The organism is Enterobacter cloacae complex sp. FDA-CDC-AR_0164, from assembly GCF_003071645.1.
GTDB classification, from domain to species: Bacteria; Pseudomonadota; Gammaproteobacteria; order Enterobacterales; family Enterobacteriaceae; genus Enterobacter; species Enterobacter ludwigii.
Map to the genome: position 1 here is coordinate 3,981,777 of NZ_CP028950.1, position 16,007 is coordinate 3,997,783.

A 16,007-nucleotide genomic window follows, 5' to 3' on the forward strand; every position below is an offset into this window, starting at 1 on the left:
TAACATCGCCTATGGAAAAAAATGGTCTGTTCAGTCAGCGCATACGCTTGCGCCATTTGCATACATTTGTGGCCGTCGCTCAACAGGGAACGCTGGGGCGAGCGGCTGAAACTCTCAACCTAAGCCAGCCTGCGCTCTCCAAAACGCTGAACGAGCTGGAACAACTCACCGGAACCCGTCTCTTCGACCGCGGTCGGCTGGGGGCACAACTCACCCTCGTGGGTGAACAATTCCTAAAGCACGCCGTCAAGGTTCTCGATGCGCTGAATACTGCCGGACAGTCGCTCAACCGCAAAGAGGAGCACGCCACGGAGATTGTGCGCGTGGGTGCCCTGCCAACGGCGGCACTCGGCATTCTGCCTCCGGTCATTGGGCAGTTCCACAAACATCAGCGGCATACCACTATTCAGGTTGCCACCATGAATAACACCATGCTGCTCGCCGGGCTAAAATCCGGCGAACTGGATCTCGGTATCGGGCGCATGTCCGACCCCGAGCTTATGGGCGGGCTTAACTACGAGCTGTTGTTCCTGGAATCCCTGAAGCTGGTCGTGCGTCCCGGTCACCCCCTGCTGCAGGATACGGTGACGTTAAGCCGCGTAATGGAGTGGCCGGTGGTAGTATCCCCAAAAGGCACCGTTCCGCGTCAGAACGCCGAGACACTGCTGCAGATGCAGGGCTGCTCACTGCCTTCAGGTTGCATCGAAACGCTGTCGGCCTCGCTTTCGCGCCAGCTTACGGTGGATTATGACTACGTCTGGTTCGTTCCCTCCGGCGCGGTGAAAGATGATCTCCGCCAGGGCACGCTTACCGCACTGCCGGTGACGTCGCCAGGTGCGGGCGAACCTATCGGCATACTAACCCGCGTGGATACCCCGCTCTCCCCGGGTGCGCAGACGCTGCTCAGCGCCATCCGCAAATCCATGCCTGCCTGAGACGCCTTTACAACCTCAACAACTAACCCGTCCTGTCGACGGGTTTTTTGTTTCTGTGGTCAAAAAATGCGAAATCATCCATTAACAATTGCGTAAAACAATTTAACAGTTTTATCATAGCCGCGAATTCACCAAATGGTTCGCATGCTATTTGTTAAACAGGAATTCAACCGCACATGATGCGGATAAACCGTATAAAACCTCATCCCCCTCCGCGATTATTACCCAATTGGTACATATTCGGCACCGTTCCGCAACGCGGGGGATTTAAAGGAGACAGAAATGGCATTTGGCAGCGCGCCACGTGGGATACCCCGTATCCTGCAGTGGCTCCTTGCCGGACTGATGACGCTCATCGGTCTGGCTGTTGGCGGCTTAGGTTTAAAGCTTGTTACCGTAGGCGGAAGTGGGTACTTCCTGATCATGGGCGTGGCGATGGTGATTGCCGCCGTCCTGATTTTCATCAACCGCGCCAGCGGGATCGTCCTCTATGGCATCGCGTTTATCGCCTCGCTGTTCTGGGCCGTCAGCGATGCCGGATGGGATTTCTGGCCGCTCTTCTCGCGCCTCTTTACGTTTGCCGTGCTGGCCTTCCTCTGTGCCATCGTCTGGCCGTTTATGCGCGCAGCAAACCACAACGCCCCGAACAAAGCACCGGCGTTTGGCGTCGCGGCCGTTCTGGCGGTCGTGATGCTGGTGAGCCTCGGCTGGATGTTCAAGCCGCAAACGCTGGTGGCGGCGAATGAGCCGGTACCGGTAAAACCGGTCGCACCGGGTCAGGAGCAGAAAAACTGGGCGCACTGGGGCAATACCACCCACGGTGACCGCTTCGCCGCCCTCGATCAAATTAACAAACAAAACGTGAACGATCTGAAGGTGGCCTGGGTTGCCCACACGGGGGATATTCCTCAGAGCAACGGCTCCGGTGCGGAAGATCAGAACACACCATTGCAAATTGGCGACACGCTGTATGTCTGTACGCCGTACAGTAAAGTCCTGGCGCTGGACGTCGACTCCGGTAAAGAAAAATGGCGTTACGACGCGAAAGCCTCGGCACCGAACTGGCAGCGTTGCCGCGGTCTGGGCTATTTTGAAGATCACAGCAGCGTGACAACGTCACAGGCAGATGCACAGCCTGCGGCATGCCCTCGTCGTCTGTTCCTGCCGACCACCGATGCGCGACTGATAGCCATCAATGCAGATAACGGCAAGGTCTGTGAAGACTTTGGCGATCGTGGCACCGTTGACCTGAGCATCGGGATGGGGGAAATCAAACCGGGTTACTATCAGCAGACCTCCACGCCACTGGTCGCGGGGAATGTGGTGGTGGTCGGCGGTCGTATCGCGGATAACTTCTCCACTGGCGAACCGCCGGGCGTCGTGCGTGCATATGACGTTCATACCGGTAAGCTGGCATGGGCATGGGATCCGGGTAATCCGCAGCTGACCGGCCTCCCACCGGAAGGACAGACCTATACACGCGGCACGCCGAACGTCTGGTCTGCCATGTCTTACGATGCAAAACTGAACCTGATCTATCTGCCAACCGGCAACGCCACGCCAGATTTCTGGGCGGGTGAGCGTACGGCGCTGGATGACAAGTACAGCTCCTCCATCGTGGCGGTGGACGCCGCCACCGGTCAGGTGCGCTGGCATTTCCAGACCACCCACCACGACCTGTGGGACTTTGATCTCCCTTCCCAGCCGCTGCTGTACGATTTACCCGACGGTAAAGGTGGCACCACGCCGGTGCTGGTGCAGACCAGCAAGCAGGGCATGATCTTTATGCTCAACCGCGAAACCGGCAAGCCCGTGGCGAAAGTGGAAGAGCGCCCGGTACCGGCCGGTAATGTTGAAGGTGAACGTTACTCCCCGACCCAACCGTACTCTGTTGGCATGCCGATGATTGGCAACCAGACGCTGACCGAATCGGATATGTGGGGGGCGACGCCAGTCGACCTGCTGCTGTGCCGCATTCAGTTTAAAGAGATGCGTCACCAGGGCGTCTTCACCCCACCGGGTCTCGACCGTTCCCTGCAGTTCCCGGGCTCCCTCGGCGGGATGAACTGGGGCAGCGTCTCAATCGACCCGAACAACAGCCTGATGTTCGTTAACGATATGCGCCTGGGACTGGCAAACTACATGGTACCGCGTGCCAACGTGGCGAAAAACGCCAGCGGCATCGAGATGGGTATTGTGCCTATGGACGGTACGCCGTTCGGGGCTATGCGTGAACGCTTCCTGTCGCCGTTGGGCATTCCGTGTCAGAAGCCACCGTTTGGCACCATGTCAGCCGTTGACCTGAAATCAGGCAAGCTGGTGTGGCAGGTTCCGGTTGGTACGGTGGAAGATACTGGCCCGCTTGGCATTCGCATGCATATGCCGATCCCAATCGGTATGCCGACCCTGGGCGCGTCACTCGCTACCCAGTCCGGTCTGCTGTTCTTTGCCGGCACCCAGGATTTCTACCTGCGCGCGTTTGATACCGCCACCGGAAAAGAGATCTGGAAAGACCGTCTGCCGGTCGGTAGCCAGTCCGGACCGATGACCTATGTTTCACCGAAAACCGGTAAACAGTACATCATCATCAACGCGGGGGGTGCCCGTCAGTCGCCGGATCGCGGTGATTACGTGATTGCCTACGCGCTGCCGGATAAGCAGTAACGCAATAAAAAAGGGACCTGACGGTCCCTTTTTTTCACCCGTTTACCCTGACGACTCAGAACGTTTCCCAGTTATCACCCGACACCGCAGGCGCAGGACGTAAAGGTGCGTTTTTCACCGCTGGCGCAGACGAGACTGAACGGCCAGGCTTTGCGCCACTCAGACGAAATGCCCCGACTGCCTCGGTCAGGCGTGCACCCTGTTCTTCCAGGGAGGCCGCCGCCGCAGAGGCTTCTTCCACCAGTGAGGCGTTCTGCTGCGTCACTTTGTCCATCTCCGAAATCGCCTGGCTGACCTGCTCGATACCGCGGCTCTGCTCGTCGGAGGCGGCGGCAATCTCCAGCATAATATCGGTGACGCGTTTCACCGCATCGACGATGTCGTTCATGGTGTTGCCCGCGGCGACCACTTCACCGGAACCCTGATCGATCAGGGAAACCGACTCGTTGATCAGGCTTTCAATCTCTTTCGCGGCATTTGCACTTCGGCTCGCCAGGGTACGCACTTCGCTCGCCACCACCGCAAAGCCGCGTCCTTGTTCACCCGCACGCGCTGCTTCTACTGCCGCATTGAGCGCCAGGATATTGGTCTGGAACGCAATGCTGTTAATCACCGCAGTAATCTCAGAGATCTTCTTCGAACTGGTGGAGATATTGCTCATCGTTTTCACCACGCCGGAGACCATCTGGCCGCCACGACTGGCTTTACCGGAGGCATCTTCCGCCAGCTTGCTGGCATGGTGCGCGTTATCGGCATTCTGTTTCACCGTCGCGGTCAGCTGTTCCATACTTGCGGCAGTCTGCTCAATGGCGGCCGCCTGCTGTTCGGTACGGGATGAGAGATCGGTGTTGCCAGCCGAGATTTCACTGGTTCCGCGATAGATCTCTTCCGCCCCCTGGCGTACGGTGCCAACCGTGGTCTCCAGCGAGTGCTGCATGGTTTGCAGGTCGCGCGTCAGTCGGCCAATTTCGCTGCGCCCGGCGACATCATCCGGCATCGTCAGGTCGCCTTTCGCAATGTTCTCGATTCGCGTAGCAGCACGCTGAAGCGGATTGATGACCGTGCGGCGCAGTACGATAAAGGTCAGCGCGGTCAACACCAGCGCCAGGGCAAACGCCCCGACCATAAACATCAGGCCCAGCTGCGTGCGGCTGTGCGCCTGCGCCGTCAGGGCATTGGCCCGGTCGGTACGGATCTTAATCGCCTTCAGCAGGACGGCGTTATAGGCGTCATCCAGCGGGCGCGCGGATTCGTTTTCATGGTTAATGATCGCTTCAAACATGCCGTTTTTGGCAAATTTAACCATCGGCTGAAGGCCCGCGATATAGGCGTCAAAGCGTGTTTTCAGTTCGGCATCCAGCGCTTCATCCTCCGCCGTACGAACGGGGCGGTTCATGTACGCATTAAAGCCATCCTGAGACTGCTTAATACGTTTTTCCGCCTCGCTGATGTTCTGCTTCATTGCATCCATCTCGGCGATACGGCTGGCCGCGCCAGCGTGGATCATATTGATACGCGCGGTGCGAAGATGGTTAGAACTGTTCGACAGCCCCATACGCACCTGAATTTCTGATGTGACATCCTGCTGATCGGCGTCTGCCTGCAGCAGGAAATAGCCCGCCAGACCTGAGCTCAAGGCGAACAGCAAAATAATGCCACCGAGAATGGAGGAAAACAGCGGAACCAGCCTGATATGATGCAAAAAGCTCAGCGTGCGCTGCGCCTGCATCGTTGTTGTGTTGTCCATGACCGTCGACTCTCTTGTAGGTAAGATGCGTAAAAACACGCCTGTAAAATAGTCATCGGCACGGCTGGAGATTAGCTTACGGCTAAAAGCGCAAGGCAGGTCACACTTTAGAGAAGATTATGCAGGAAACGCCAGCGGCAAAAAAACCGCTGGCAGAAGAGTTACTTGTCGCCGAAGTGAATCACGGTACGGATGGACTTACCTTCGTGCATCAAATCGAACGCGTCGTTGATTTGCTCCAGCGGCAGGCGATGGGTAATGAACGGGTCGAGCTGAATTTTCCCGACCATTGCATCTTCCACCATGCCCGGAAGCTGGGTGCGCCCTTTCACGCCGCCAAACGCTGAACCACGCCACACACGGCCGGTCACCAGCTGGAATGGACGGGTTTTGATCTCCTGGCCCGCACCGGCAACGCCAATGATGATGCTCTCACCCCAGCCTTTGTGGCAGCATTCAAGCGCGGAGCGCATCACGTTAACGTTACCGATACATTCGAAGCTGAAGTCAACGCCGCCATCGGTCATCTCAACGATCACATCCTGAACCGGCTTATCGTAGTCTTTCGGGTTCACGAAATCAGTGGCACCCATTTCGCCTGCCAGTGTGAATTTCTCCGGGTTAGTATCGACAGCGATAATACGACCCGCCTTCGCCTGCACCGCCCCCTGGATTACCGCCAGACCGATACCGCCCAGACCGAACACCGCAACGGTGTCGCCCTCTTTCACTTTTGCGGTGTTATGCACCGCGCCAATCCCGGTGGTTACGCCGCAGCCCAGCAGGCAAACCTTATCCAGCGGCGCCTGTGGGTTCACTTTCGCCAGCGAAATTTCCGCGCACACGGTGTATTCGCTGAAGGTACTGGTGCCCATGTAGTGATAGATCGGCTCACCGTTATAGGAGAAGCGAGTGGTACCGTCTGGCATCAGACCTTTACCCTGAGTAGCGCGAACCGCCTGGCAGAGGTTAGTTTTGCCGGATTTACAGAACTTACACTCACCACATTCTGCCGTGTACAGCGGAATCACATGGTCACCCGGCTTCAGGCTGGTCACACCCTCGCCGACTTCCACCACAATCCCGCCGCCTTCGTGGCCGAGTACCGCCGGGAACACGCCTTCAGGATCGTCACCCGAAAGGGTAAACGCATCGGTATGGCACACGCCGGTATGGGTAATTTTGATCAGGACTTCGCCTTTCTTCGGCGGAGCCACGTCGATTTCAACGATTTTGAGCGGCTGGCCGGGGCCAAATGCGACAGCAGCGCGAGATTTCATAATGTCTCTTCCCTTATTGTGAGGTCTGTGGGTTTATTTTAGATAAGAGCGCAGCAAATGGCCGACTTCTGCCATGCGAACGGCCCGCTGGTCCGGCGTTGTCTCCCCGGTCACCAGCTCATCTTTGAGGTGAATTTCAACCATTTCGCCCATCAGCCCATTCGCAGCACCGCGCACGGCGGCAATTTGCTGCAGGATGGCCAGACAGGGGTCGCCCGATTCCAGTGCACGCTCAAGAGCATCAACCTGCCCTCGAATGCGGCGGACGCGCGTCAGAATACGTTTTTTATCTGCGGGTGAATGCGGCATACGCCCTCCTGATACTATAGGGGGGTATTGTATCTTTGAAAGCAGCTTTATGTAAACATTAGGTTTGACGTGGTTATCGTGTAGTTAGCTGAGAGGGTCATCAGCCAGAATTGCTGCTCAGGGTTAGTTCATCTCCTGCGATTTGCTCATAACCATGACCAAAGGATGCAGAACGAACCGTGTGGCTAAACTTCCCTTTCTGCCCGTATCTGGGTTCACCAGGTGAATATATCTGTCGCCACGTTTCCTCCGGACGTAAAAAAACCCGCCTAAGCGGGTCATTTTTTTTTTAGCTAAAAATCACGGGTATTTTTTCTTCAGTTCATCAAGCTTGTTACCGTCTTCCTCTGTAAACATTGTTGCATCAAACAACGCCCGCTTATCAGTACCGTCTACTCTCATGACTGTCACAGTGAAAACAGCGTCGCTTGGGGCATAAAGTTGACCCCATTCAGAATTTTTAGGCGGAGCCAGAGCCCATGTAGCTTCTTCATTCGGTTTAAGCCCGTCAGGAATATCGTAAAAGAACTTACTTTCCAACCAGGGATCTGAGTGTCCGCTGCTTGCTATCACTCCATGCAGGTAGGCTCTGGAAATAACGTTTTCACTCTTGTTTTTTACAACCAGTCTAATTACGGGTTGTGGCTCACCGTCTGCCTCAGGCTCCCTGGTAAATCTGGCTGATAAAACCTGGATTTTCTTCAGCTCCTCTTTAGCCATATCTGAGTCAGCTTTTTTCTTTTCTAGCGTTTTAATTTCCTGAATTGCCTGTTCTTTCTGCTTAAGCTCTCGCTCTGCTGTTACTTTCTGAGCATAAGAAATGACTTCCTCAGCAGTCTTTCCCGACAGGGGTTCGCGCATCTTTTTGCTGAGGTCTTCTTTGTCATTGTCTGATGAGGCATGCATGAGATCAGCCATGTTGATGTTACTGAATGCCACAACTTGCAGAGCGCTATCAAACTCCTCCCGCTTATTCTCCGGAAGTGACTCTCTGACTTTAGCTATAGACGATTTCATTGCATCATCAGTTGATGAGTCAATTTTAGGTTTATCGCAACCGGCAAGTAAGCAGGAAAGTAATATCACGCCAACAATTTTTTTCATGTCCCTATTCCATCAGTAAAAATTAGGAACAATCTTATCAGGAATTGGTGCATTGATAAAATAAGCATATAGAACATTAACTTGATTCAGTTGCATTCCACACGTCTGGTGATTATCAACGCCAGGCGCAGGGGCGTTTTCACCATGCCTTCTGCGTTTTGGCTGCAGCCATCACATCCCGCGCATTCATCACAATAAAAAAGGCCACCGAATGGCAGCCCTGGTCGTTAGGTATTTATCAATATCGTTTCATGGTGCCGACTGGCGTCCTTTCTGACCAATCAGGTCTCTCACCAGCCATGATCGCACGCTGTTGGGATGGCGTCACAGACTGGGTTATCTCTGGCATAGCCTTGTATTCAGGTTTTTGAGGTGGGCTGAGAACCAGATCGGAACTACAACCTGTCAGCAAAAAAATCGCAAGAAGAGAGGAATTAAACTTGTGCACTCTATACCCTTCCAATGGGATAAAAAATTAAAGAAAAAATCGTGGTGTCGGGTGCATCCCAGTGACTCTTCCCAGATAAGCAAAGACGCGTGCATACCTGCGGACAGCAGTAGTCTGGAACGCCCTCTCGTCAGAGAGGATTCACCACGGAAATAAATTATGTCGAATTTATTCCTTCGGTCAATGCATGATTGCTGCGAGTTGTCGCAGGATTAGGGGAATACGAGGTGACGTGATCGGAGCCATAGAAAAGAAACGTGGATGCTTATGTTCGCCGGGGTCTGCCCTGAACGTTCACTTTCTTCGATTACGGGACTACAATTCAATAAATTTCATTCACATAGAGTTGATACGATGAGTACAACCCCCTTTATCCGCCCTCAACTTAACCTGCCAGACGGTGCCGACAAACTGCTGCTGCACTCCTGCTGCGCCCCCTGCTCGGGAGAAGTGATGGAGGCCATCCAGGCCTCGGGAATTGATTACACCATATTTTTCTATAACCCCAATATTCATCCACAAAAGGAATACCTCATCCGTAAGGAGGAGAATATTCGCTTTGCGGAAAAACACGGCGTGCCGTTTGTCGATGCCGATTACGACACCGATAACTGGTTTGAACGCGCTAAGGGCATGGAATGGGAACCCGAGCGCGGCATCCGCTGCACCATGTGCTTCGATATGCGTTTCGAACGCACGGCGTTGTATGCGGCAGAAAATGGTTTTCGCGTCATCAGTAGTTCATTAGGGATCTCCCGCTGGAAGAATATGCAGCAGATAAATGACTGCGGCCAGCGTGCGGCAGCGCGCTATCCGGGGATGGTCTACTGGGACTACAACTGGCGCAAACAGGGCGGTTCCTCGCGCATGATTGAGATAAGCAAGCGGGAACAGTTTTACCAGCAGGAATATTGCGGGTGCGTGTATTCGCTCAGGGACAGTAACCTGCACCGCAAGTCTCAGGGCCGCCCGCTTATCCGGATTGGGAAACTGTATTACGGCCAGGATGAGAATGAGAAATAAAGGGTTTGTGGCATAGAGATATATCCGAAAACAGGAGGATTTTGTGCCAAATTCCGCCCTGCGTCCCTTAAAACGCAAAAGAGAGGCTATCCTTATACTATCAACACAAGGAGGCAAAAATGACTGATTTCAATACTGATAAAAATACACAGTTTGCAGAAGACAAAGCGAAAAATAAACTCGATGAACTGGCAGGCTCAGCCCAACAGCAGTTTGGCGATTTCGTTGATTCCCCTAAGCATCAGGTTAAAGGTGCTGCCAAGAAATATGCCGCACAGGCCAGCGACGCCGTTTCCGATGTCACTGAAGCGGTGAGAAACAATCCCCTGACGGGTTTAATTGCTGCGGGGGCGGTAGGTATTGTTCTCGGCCTGTTACTGGGTCGAAAATAAATAAAGGCCCTTCGGGGCTTTATTTTTGCGCTTTAGCTAAACAATCTGACCATGCGATCTAATTCGTCTTCTTTCACCGCTCGCGACAGATAATAGCCCTGAAAGCTTTTAACCCCAAGGGCGACTAACTTCTCAAACTTCTCTTCGCTATCCACCCCTTCAGCAATACAATCCGTGCCGGTCATATCGCTGTATATCTGTATCGCTTTAATAAGATTATAATCATTATCATTCGCCACAAAATGCTCGACGATATCCCGGTCAAGCTTTAATCCATCAAAATGCACCTGCCTTACCGGGAACATGGTTTGATGGTTGGAAAAGCAGTCATCGAGAAACAGCCGGCACCCGGTATTGCGTAAACGCCGCATGGTTTCTGGGATCGTCCTATCCTTGGTCACATCAATATCTTCGGCAAATTCAAAGACCAGTTTGTCGGCCCACTGCGGATTGAGCAGCATCGCCACAGCCTTTTTGGCCATGTCGGGAAGTGCATTACCCGAGGCAAGTCGCGGGGGGATATTGACGGAAAAATAATATTTACCGTTATATTTATTAATACCTGACACCGCAGCATGAATCACTAGCGCAGTAATTTTTAGCCATATTTCCTGGCTTGAAATATCAGTAAGAAAATTAACTGGCTTGATAATTTTACCATTATTATTCCAGCGAATGAGTATCTCAAACCCCACCCCTTTCTTATAACGATCGGTTATGATCTGATATGCAGGGAATATTTCTCTTTTTAGCAATGCATTATAAACCGACGTCTCTTTGGCAGAGAGACTTTCTTTTTGCGTTAACCGTTCCGTGCTTCCTTCCATTCTTAAGGCATGCGGATCTTTCAGCCAGCGTCGGATCTGGTGTAATTTTTTCACCCCTTCCTTACGATGGGTATAAACCGTTTTATTAGACAGCCCCATTTTTTCACACTGCTCTTTTACTGACATTCCGCGATAAAAATTTAATAAAACACTTACCTCTCTTTCGGTTAAACCTTTTACGTTTTCCTGATAAGACACCCCCCAGTATTGGTCACGCAATGAACGTGAGTTATCCTTAAATACGTCATTATGCATACGAAAACAGGTCATAACATCAGACACGCTGGCTATACGAATCAATGAAAGCTGGAAAGTATTATTTAACAGATTCCCCAGCGTTCGATACAGCCAGCCATCCGGCATTTCCCCGTACAGGGTTACCTTTCGAATAACAGGAAGTTTATTTAGCACGCAAGCGAGTCGCTTCAGGCTCTCCAGGAGAGAGACCACACCTTTGCCGAGGAACACCGAGATTTGAGCATTTTGACTGATAAGGATATTTTCCAGATCCTGCCGGGAAGGTTCATCCCCCTCAAAACGAACGTGCGAAGCATCTATACCGTACTGTTTAAGCAACAGACTGTACCCCTGAAATGTGAAATGGCAGGTTGAGATGACAAATTTTTGCTCATAAAAAGCAGCATTTCTGAAAGAAATATTTTGGGTCATAACCTGCTCCTGGGCACAAAAACACATATCCCATTTGTGAATGTAACAAAATATAAAAAACCCTGTTGTTGATAATAATTTTACAGTACACCATCAGGTTAAGAAACCGTTATCAACGTGACTAACGAGAACATCTTTGTGTTAATCACCGCCTGTATCCATATGCAGTATAAATATAAAATTCGCATCAAATAATAACGGTAAATATGTCAATCTCAAGGTATAATGAAAAATCCGAAAGAAGACTGGATACTTCATCTATCGGCTCATTCATATAAGAGACAAACGCTATGGATAATCATATCTCATCCAGGGCCTTGCTACATCGAAGGGATGTCATTAAAAACAATCCGCGATTCAGTGAGGCAATAACAGAGCACTACACCATTAATGACGCCATCTACAAAAAACAACCTTTGTTCTACAAAACGATGCTTCAGGAATCACGGTTCAACATTATTCTTTCCATGTGTTGTTTTATCTTTGGAAATCAGGCTGAGTCAGTATCAGAAATTAAAGAATTATGTTCCCGTTATAAAATAGCCAGCCCCAACAGTGTGATTGCGATCATCACCTTGCTCAGAACCACCGGGCGTATCAAGACCTGGCGCTGCAGTGAAGACAGACGCAAAACGAGAATCGCACCGACTGAAAAGGGACTCAATGAACTTAAACGCTACATGTCCGGCGCATTTTTGCCGGTAAGTATTCTTTTCCCAAAGTTTAATATCAACGTTAATCTGCTGGATAACGACATCCTGCGAAATAACTTTTTCCGTCGCGCAGCGGAATACCTTTTCAGGGGATTAACGTTCAGGAAGGTTTTGCCTGAAGTGGGATTGTTTATTGATAAAGACGGAGGGCGGATGATAATGTTATATCTTTACCTGCAGGCCATAAAAAATAAAACCGCACATGGCGCAGTAATACCTTATTCAGCCAACTTACTGGCTAAAGAATTTTTTGTTTCACGGATCCACGTCAACCGTATTATTAAATCGGCGCAAGAGGCGGGTTATCTTAAAGATCAGGGTGATGGCCAGATGTCGATTTACCCGGCGTTTATAGAACTGGTCGAAAACTATGCCGGATTATACTTCGCCTATGTGACTCACTATATCAACGTCGTTCCTAAAGAACGACGCCACGTTGTTAACGTAACGTCGACGGTATAATGTTTCTGGCGTTCGGTTTCCCGAACGCCCTTTGCTTACCGTTCCCGCAGTGCCTCTTTCGCCTTATTAAGCGGTTTCAACAGATAATCCAGAATCGTTTTACTGCCTGTTTTAATATCAACGGTCGCAATCATCCCCGGAAACACCGGGAAGGCTTTGCCTTGTTTATTGGTCAGATGGTTACTGTCAGTGCGAATATAGACCCGATAGTAATACACATCCCTTTTCACCTCATCCTGAAGCGTATCCGGCGAAATCATGGTCACCTCGCCCTCCAGCCCACCGTAAATGGAGTAGTCATAGGCGGTCACTTTCACCAGCGCTTTTTGTCCCGGATGAATAAAGGCGACATCGCGCGGCGAGATTTTCGCTTCAATCACCATCTGGTCATCAAGCGGAACCAGGCTCATCAGCTTGCCGTTTGGCGGAATCACCCCTCCCACGGTTGTCACGTCGATATCCTTAACGATCCCGCGCACCGGCGCATTGAAGGTCAGTCTCGTCAGCGAATCTTCACGCCCTTTCATCACCGAACGTTGCGCTTCAATCTCCGCGTTCGCTTTCGCCAGCTCTTCACGGGCGCGAACGTAATACTGGTTTTTCATCTCGGTGATTTTGTTCTCAAGCTCATTTTTTTGACGCTCAAGACGTAACACCTCCACCTTACTGGCTGCCCCCTGCGTCACCAGCGGACGGGTCAGCGACAGCTCACGCTGCACCAGCTCGGCCCCCTGCCGTAAACCCGCCAGCCCTTTCTCAAGACTTTCGCGACGAGACTGATACAGCGCCGTTTCCTGTTTGACCAGTTCAACGTCATCATCCAGCTCTGCCGGAAAAGCCAGTGCCGTGTCGTTCACTTCGGCCTTCAGACGCGAGGCGGTAGCCAGCGCGGCATTCAGGCGCGATTCACTCTCCAGCACGCTTGATTCGGTTTTCGTCCGGTCAAGCTGTGCCAGCTGCTGACCACGCTCAACGATGTCGCCTTCACGCACCAGCAAACTGTGAATAATGCCCCCTTCGAGGGACTGGATCACCTGCTCGTGCGAAGAGGGGATCACCTTGCCGCTACCGGTGGTGACCTCATCAAGGCTGAACAGGCTTGCCCAGGTGATAAATACCGCCAGCAGGGCGAACAACGACCAGGCGACCCAGGTTGACCGCGGCAAGCGTGGCTCCTTCAGGCGGCTGTTGACGCGAGAGAAATCAGTCATGCTACGCCCTCCTCTGCTACTGGTGTCGGTTTCATGGTCACGGTACGCTGTGAGGCTTTTTGCGGCGCCATACCGTGCTGCCGAAGAATTGCGTCGCGCGGGCCATCCATGATCACCTTGCCGTTTTCCAGCACGATGATACGGTCAACCAGTTCCAGAATAGGCAGACGATGGGTCGCGACCACCAGCGTCCGGCGCTTGCCCAACCACGGTTTAAGGTGCTGGATAAACTGCTTCTCACTCATCTCGTCAAGCCAGGCGGTAGGTTCATCCAGCAACAAAATGTTCGGAGAGGTGATCAGGGCGCGAGCCAGTAATAACGCCTGACGCTGCCCGCCGGACAGGCCCGCACCGCCTTCGTTGATAATGTAGTTGAGCCCCATTTTCTGTTTGCGGACAAACTCCAGCGCACCACTGTTCACCAGCGCCTGATGGATTTCATCGTCGGTGGCCAGCGGGTTGCCCATCAGAATGTTGTCCCGCACGGAGCCAAAGAACAGCCTCGCCTGCTGGCTCAGCAGCTGCATGTCGCGGCGCACGTCAGCCGGGTCCAGGTGGTTCAACGCGATATTATCCAGCAGAATGCTGCCCTGCTGAGGCTCCTGCATCCCTGCCAGCAGTTGCAGCAGCGTGCTTTTGCCGGAGCCATTGCGTCCGAGCACCGCCACCCGCTCACCGGCGCGAATCTGCAGTTTGCTGATGTTCAGAACGGTGAGTTTTTCTTCATCGTCGTACCAGAACCCCACCTCTTCCAGCGCATAATCCCCCCGCAGATGGGCTTTATGCACCTTCTTGCCCTGCTGAGGATCGTCAATCGGGCGCTGCATCAGATCGTCGAGTCCTTTACGCGCCACTTTCGCCGACTGCCAGCGGGAGAGCACGCCTGAAATTTGCGACAGCGGCGCGATGGTCCGTGACGCGAGAATAGAGGTCCCCACCAGCGCACCGGTGGTCATGTCCCCGCTGATAACCAGGTAACACCCCACCAGCAGCACCACGGCATACACAATCGACTGCACCTCCTGCGTCCAGGTCAGCAACAGCCCGGTCAGCCAGCGCTGCTTCATGCCGACGTTAGCGGCAACATCATTGGTGTTATTCCACTGATTCTGGAAGCGCTGTTCAGCGCGCATCAGCTTGATGTCTTCAATGCCCTGAACCGCTTCCACCAGCGTGGCGTTACGAATGGCGGACTCGCGCATCCCTTCGCTGGACAGTTTGCCCAGCGGGCGCTGGACCAGCAGGCCCGGGATAAGCAGCAGCGGCACGGCAAGCAGGACAACCAGTACCAGCGGACCGCCAATCATCCACAAAATGAACACAAACAGCAGGAAGAATGGCAGATCGGAGATGGCCGCAATGGTGGTGGACGTGATCAGTTCACGAACCGACTCCAGCTCGCGGATCTGGGCAATGAACGACCCGGTTGACTTAGAGCGGGCTCCGTTTTTAATCCTCAGCGCGTGTGCAAAAACGCGTTCAGAAATACGCAGGTCGGCGCGTTTACCCACCACATCCGAAATGTGCACGCGCAGCATGCGCATGATGAATTCGAAAACAATGGCGATCATCACGCCGCCAAACAGGACCCACAGCGTGGCTTCCGATTGCGAGGGCACCACCCTGTCATACACCTGCATGGAAAAGACCATGCCGGAAAGGGCCAGGACGTTAGCGACCAGCGCCACCAGCATAATATCGCTGTAGCGTCGCCAGTCCTTCAGGGCCAGCTGCCAGAACCAGTTTTTCTCATACGGTTTGATGTAATCATCCACCCGGGCATCCGGCGTGGACTCGAGCGGGCGCAGCACCAGCAGTCCTGTCAACCGTGAGCACAGCGCCTCACGCGTCAGCGTCGTCTCCAGGCCGCCGTCACCGCTGAACTGCAGGCTCACGTTGCCCTCGCTGTCCATGCGGTTAATGACCGCGATTTGCCCGCCGGTAAATTCCGCAAGCAGAGGTAAACGCCACGGGTCGAGGGAGACCGCGTCGGCCGCCACCATACGCATCCCTAACCCAAGCTGGCGTGCCATCTCTTCCAGCACCAGCTGGCGTGGAGACTGGCTTTCATGGTTAATCGTGACCCGAACATGCTCTGCCGAGAAGTCCAGCCGATAGTGCTTCGCGATGATGAGCATGCCCTGCAACCAGGGTTCGTACTGTGGATATGTCTTCATAATGTTGTGAAATCTTTTATCGCTCTTCGTTGTAGCCACGCAAAAG

At 53.0% G+C, this 16,007-nt stretch carries 12 protein-coding genes; 5 read left to right on the forward strand and 7 right to left on the reverse strand.

The genetic code is table 11. The annotated features are described in order from the left end of the window. Window positions 1–11 precede the first annotated feature (11 nt). Entirely contained in the window at window positions 12–935 is a 924-nt protein-coding gene (locus AM410_RS19705) for a LysR substrate-binding domain-containing protein (protein ID WP_073396745.1), read from the forward strand. 282 nt (window positions 936–1,217) lie between these two features. Continuing rightward, window positions 1,218–3,599 (forward strand): glucose/quinate/shikimate family membrane-bound PQQ-dependent dehydrogenase, encoded by a 2,382-nt coding sequence (locus AM410_RS19710; protein ID WP_047955586.1) that lies wholly within the window; start codon window positions 1,218–1,220, stop codon window positions 3,597–3,599. Between the two features lie 55 nt (window positions 3,600–3,654). On the opposite strand, the gene AM410_RS19715 is transcribed toward AM410_RS19710, so the two are convergent. From AM410_RS19715 to AM410_RS19730, 4 genes are all read right to left on the reverse strand, one after another. Further along, complete coding sequence (locus tag AM410_RS19715) at window positions 3,655–5,346, reverse strand: methyl-accepting chemotaxis protein (protein WP_025204238.1); 1,692 nt, start codon at window positions 5,344–5,346, stop codon at window positions 3,655–3,657. Window positions 5,347–5,507: 161 nt separating this feature from the next. Next, the gene (locus tag AM410_RS19720; RefSeq protein ID WP_014169990.1) at window positions 5,508–6,626 is read right to left on the reverse strand and encodes an S-(hydroxymethyl)glutathione dehydrogenase/class III alcohol dehydrogenase; all 1,119 of its coding nucleotides are present in this window, start codon (window positions 6,624–6,626) and stop codon (window positions 5,508–5,510) included. A gap of 33 nt (window positions 6,627–6,659) precedes the next feature. After that, window positions 6,660–6,935 carry a metal/formaldehyde-sensitive transcriptional repressor gene (locus AM410_RS19725; protein ID WP_014169989.1) on the reverse strand — a complete coding sequence of 92 codons (276 nt, stop codon included), beginning with the start codon at window positions 6,933–6,935 and terminating at the stop codon, window positions 6,660–6,662. A 300-nt stretch (window positions 6,936–7,235) separates the two neighbouring features. After that, window positions 7,236–8,039, reverse strand: coding sequence for a DUF6694 family lipoprotein (locus AM410_RS19730; protein ID WP_020884201.1), 804 nt, complete (start codon window positions 8,037–8,039; stop codon window positions 7,236–7,238). A gap of 802 nt (window positions 8,040–8,841) precedes the next feature. Here AM410_RS19730 and AM410_RS19735 point away from each other — a divergent pair. Together AM410_RS19735 and AM410_RS19740 are read left to right on the forward strand one after the other, a co-directional pair. Then, window positions 8,842–9,510 (forward strand): epoxyqueuosine reductase QueH, encoded by a 669-nt coding sequence (locus AM410_RS19735; protein ID WP_032681052.1) that lies wholly within the window; start codon window positions 8,842–8,844, stop codon window positions 9,508–9,510. 119 nt (window positions 9,511–9,629) lie between these two features. Further along, complete coding sequence (locus AM410_RS19740) at window positions 9,630–9,902, forward strand: DUF883 family protein (RefSeq protein ID WP_014169987.1); 273 nt, start codon at window positions 9,630–9,632, stop codon at window positions 9,900–9,902. Window positions 9,903–9,934: 32 nt separating this feature from the next. On the opposite strand, the gene AM410_RS19745 is transcribed toward AM410_RS19740, so the two are convergent. Continuing rightward, window positions 9,935–11,398 carry an EAL domain-containing protein gene (locus AM410_RS19745; RefSeq protein ID WP_073396742.1) on the reverse strand — a complete coding sequence of 488 codons (1,464 nt, stop codon included), beginning with the start codon at window positions 11,396–11,398 and terminating at the stop codon, window positions 9,935–9,937. Window positions 11,399–11,688: 290 nt separating this feature from the next. Between AM410_RS19745 and AM410_RS19750 the strand changes: the two genes are divergently transcribed. Next, on the forward strand, window positions 11,689–12,573 hold the full coding sequence (locus AM410_RS19750; protein ID WP_014169985.1) for a MarR family transcriptional regulator: 885 nt from the start codon (window positions 11,689–11,691) through the stop codon (window positions 12,571–12,573). 35 nt (window positions 12,574–12,608) lie between these two features. On the opposite strand, the gene AM410_RS19755 is transcribed toward AM410_RS19750, so the two are convergent. Further along, window positions 12,609–13,784: an HlyD family type I secretion periplasmic adaptor subunit gene (locus AM410_RS19755; RefSeq protein ID WP_020884204.1), complete on the reverse strand. Its 1,176-nt coding sequence runs from the start codon at window positions 13,782–13,784 to the stop codon at window positions 12,609–12,611. Next, a complete protein-coding gene (locus AM410_RS19760; protein ID WP_073396740.1) occupies window positions 13,781–15,961 on the reverse strand; it encodes a type I secretion system permease/ATPase in 2,181 nt (726 codons plus the stop codon). Before AM410_RS19760 ends, AM410_RS19755 begins: the two co-directional genes overlap by 4 nt. Window positions 15,962–16,007: the final 46 nt, after the last annotated feature.

Bases quoted from the DNA above. Each gene is read 5' to 3' on its own strand.
- AM410_RS19705 (WP_073396745.1), top strand. From the start codon at position 12: ATGGAAAAAAATGGTCTGTTCAGTCAGCGCATACGCTTGCGCCATTTG.
- AM410_RS19710 (WP_047955586.1), top strand. From the start codon at position 1,218: ATGGCATTTGGCAGCGCGCCACGTGGGATACCCCGTATCCTGCAGTGG.
- AM410_RS19715 (WP_025204238.1), bottom strand. From the start codon at position 5,346: ATGGACAACACAACAACGATGCAGGCGCAGCGCACGCTGAGCTTTTTG.
- AM410_RS19720 (WP_014169990.1), bottom strand. From the start codon at position 6,626: ATGAAATCTCGCGCTGCTGTCGCATTTGGCCCCGGCCAGCCGCTCAAA.
- AM410_RS19725 (WP_014169989.1), bottom strand. From the start codon at position 6,935: ATGCCGCATTCACCCGCAGATAAAAAACGTATTCTGACGCGCGTCCGC.
- AM410_RS19730 (WP_020884201.1), bottom strand. From the start codon at position 8,039: ATGAAAAAAATTGTTGGCGTGATATTACTTTCCTGCTTACTTGCCGGT.
- AM410_RS19735 (WP_032681052.1), top strand. From the start codon at position 8,842: ATGAGTACAACCCCCTTTATCCGCCCTCAACTTAACCTGCCAGACGGT.
- AM410_RS19740 (WP_014169987.1), top strand. From the start codon at position 9,630: ATGACTGATTTCAATACTGATAAAAATACACAGTTTGCAGAAGACAAA.
- AM410_RS19745 (WP_073396742.1), bottom strand. From the start codon at position 11,398: ATGACCCAAAATATTTCTTTCAGAAATGCTGCTTTTTATGAGCAAAAA.
- AM410_RS19750 (WP_014169985.1), top strand. From the start codon at position 11,689: ATGGATAATCATATCTCATCCAGGGCCTTGCTACATCGAAGGGATGTC.
- AM410_RS19755 (WP_020884204.1), bottom strand. From the start codon at position 13,784: ATGACTGATTTCTCTCGCGTCAACAGCCGCCTGAAGGAGCCACGCTTG.
- AM410_RS19760 (WP_073396740.1), bottom strand. From the start codon at position 15,961: ATGAAGACATATCCACAGTACGAACCCTGGTTGCAGGGCATGCTCATC.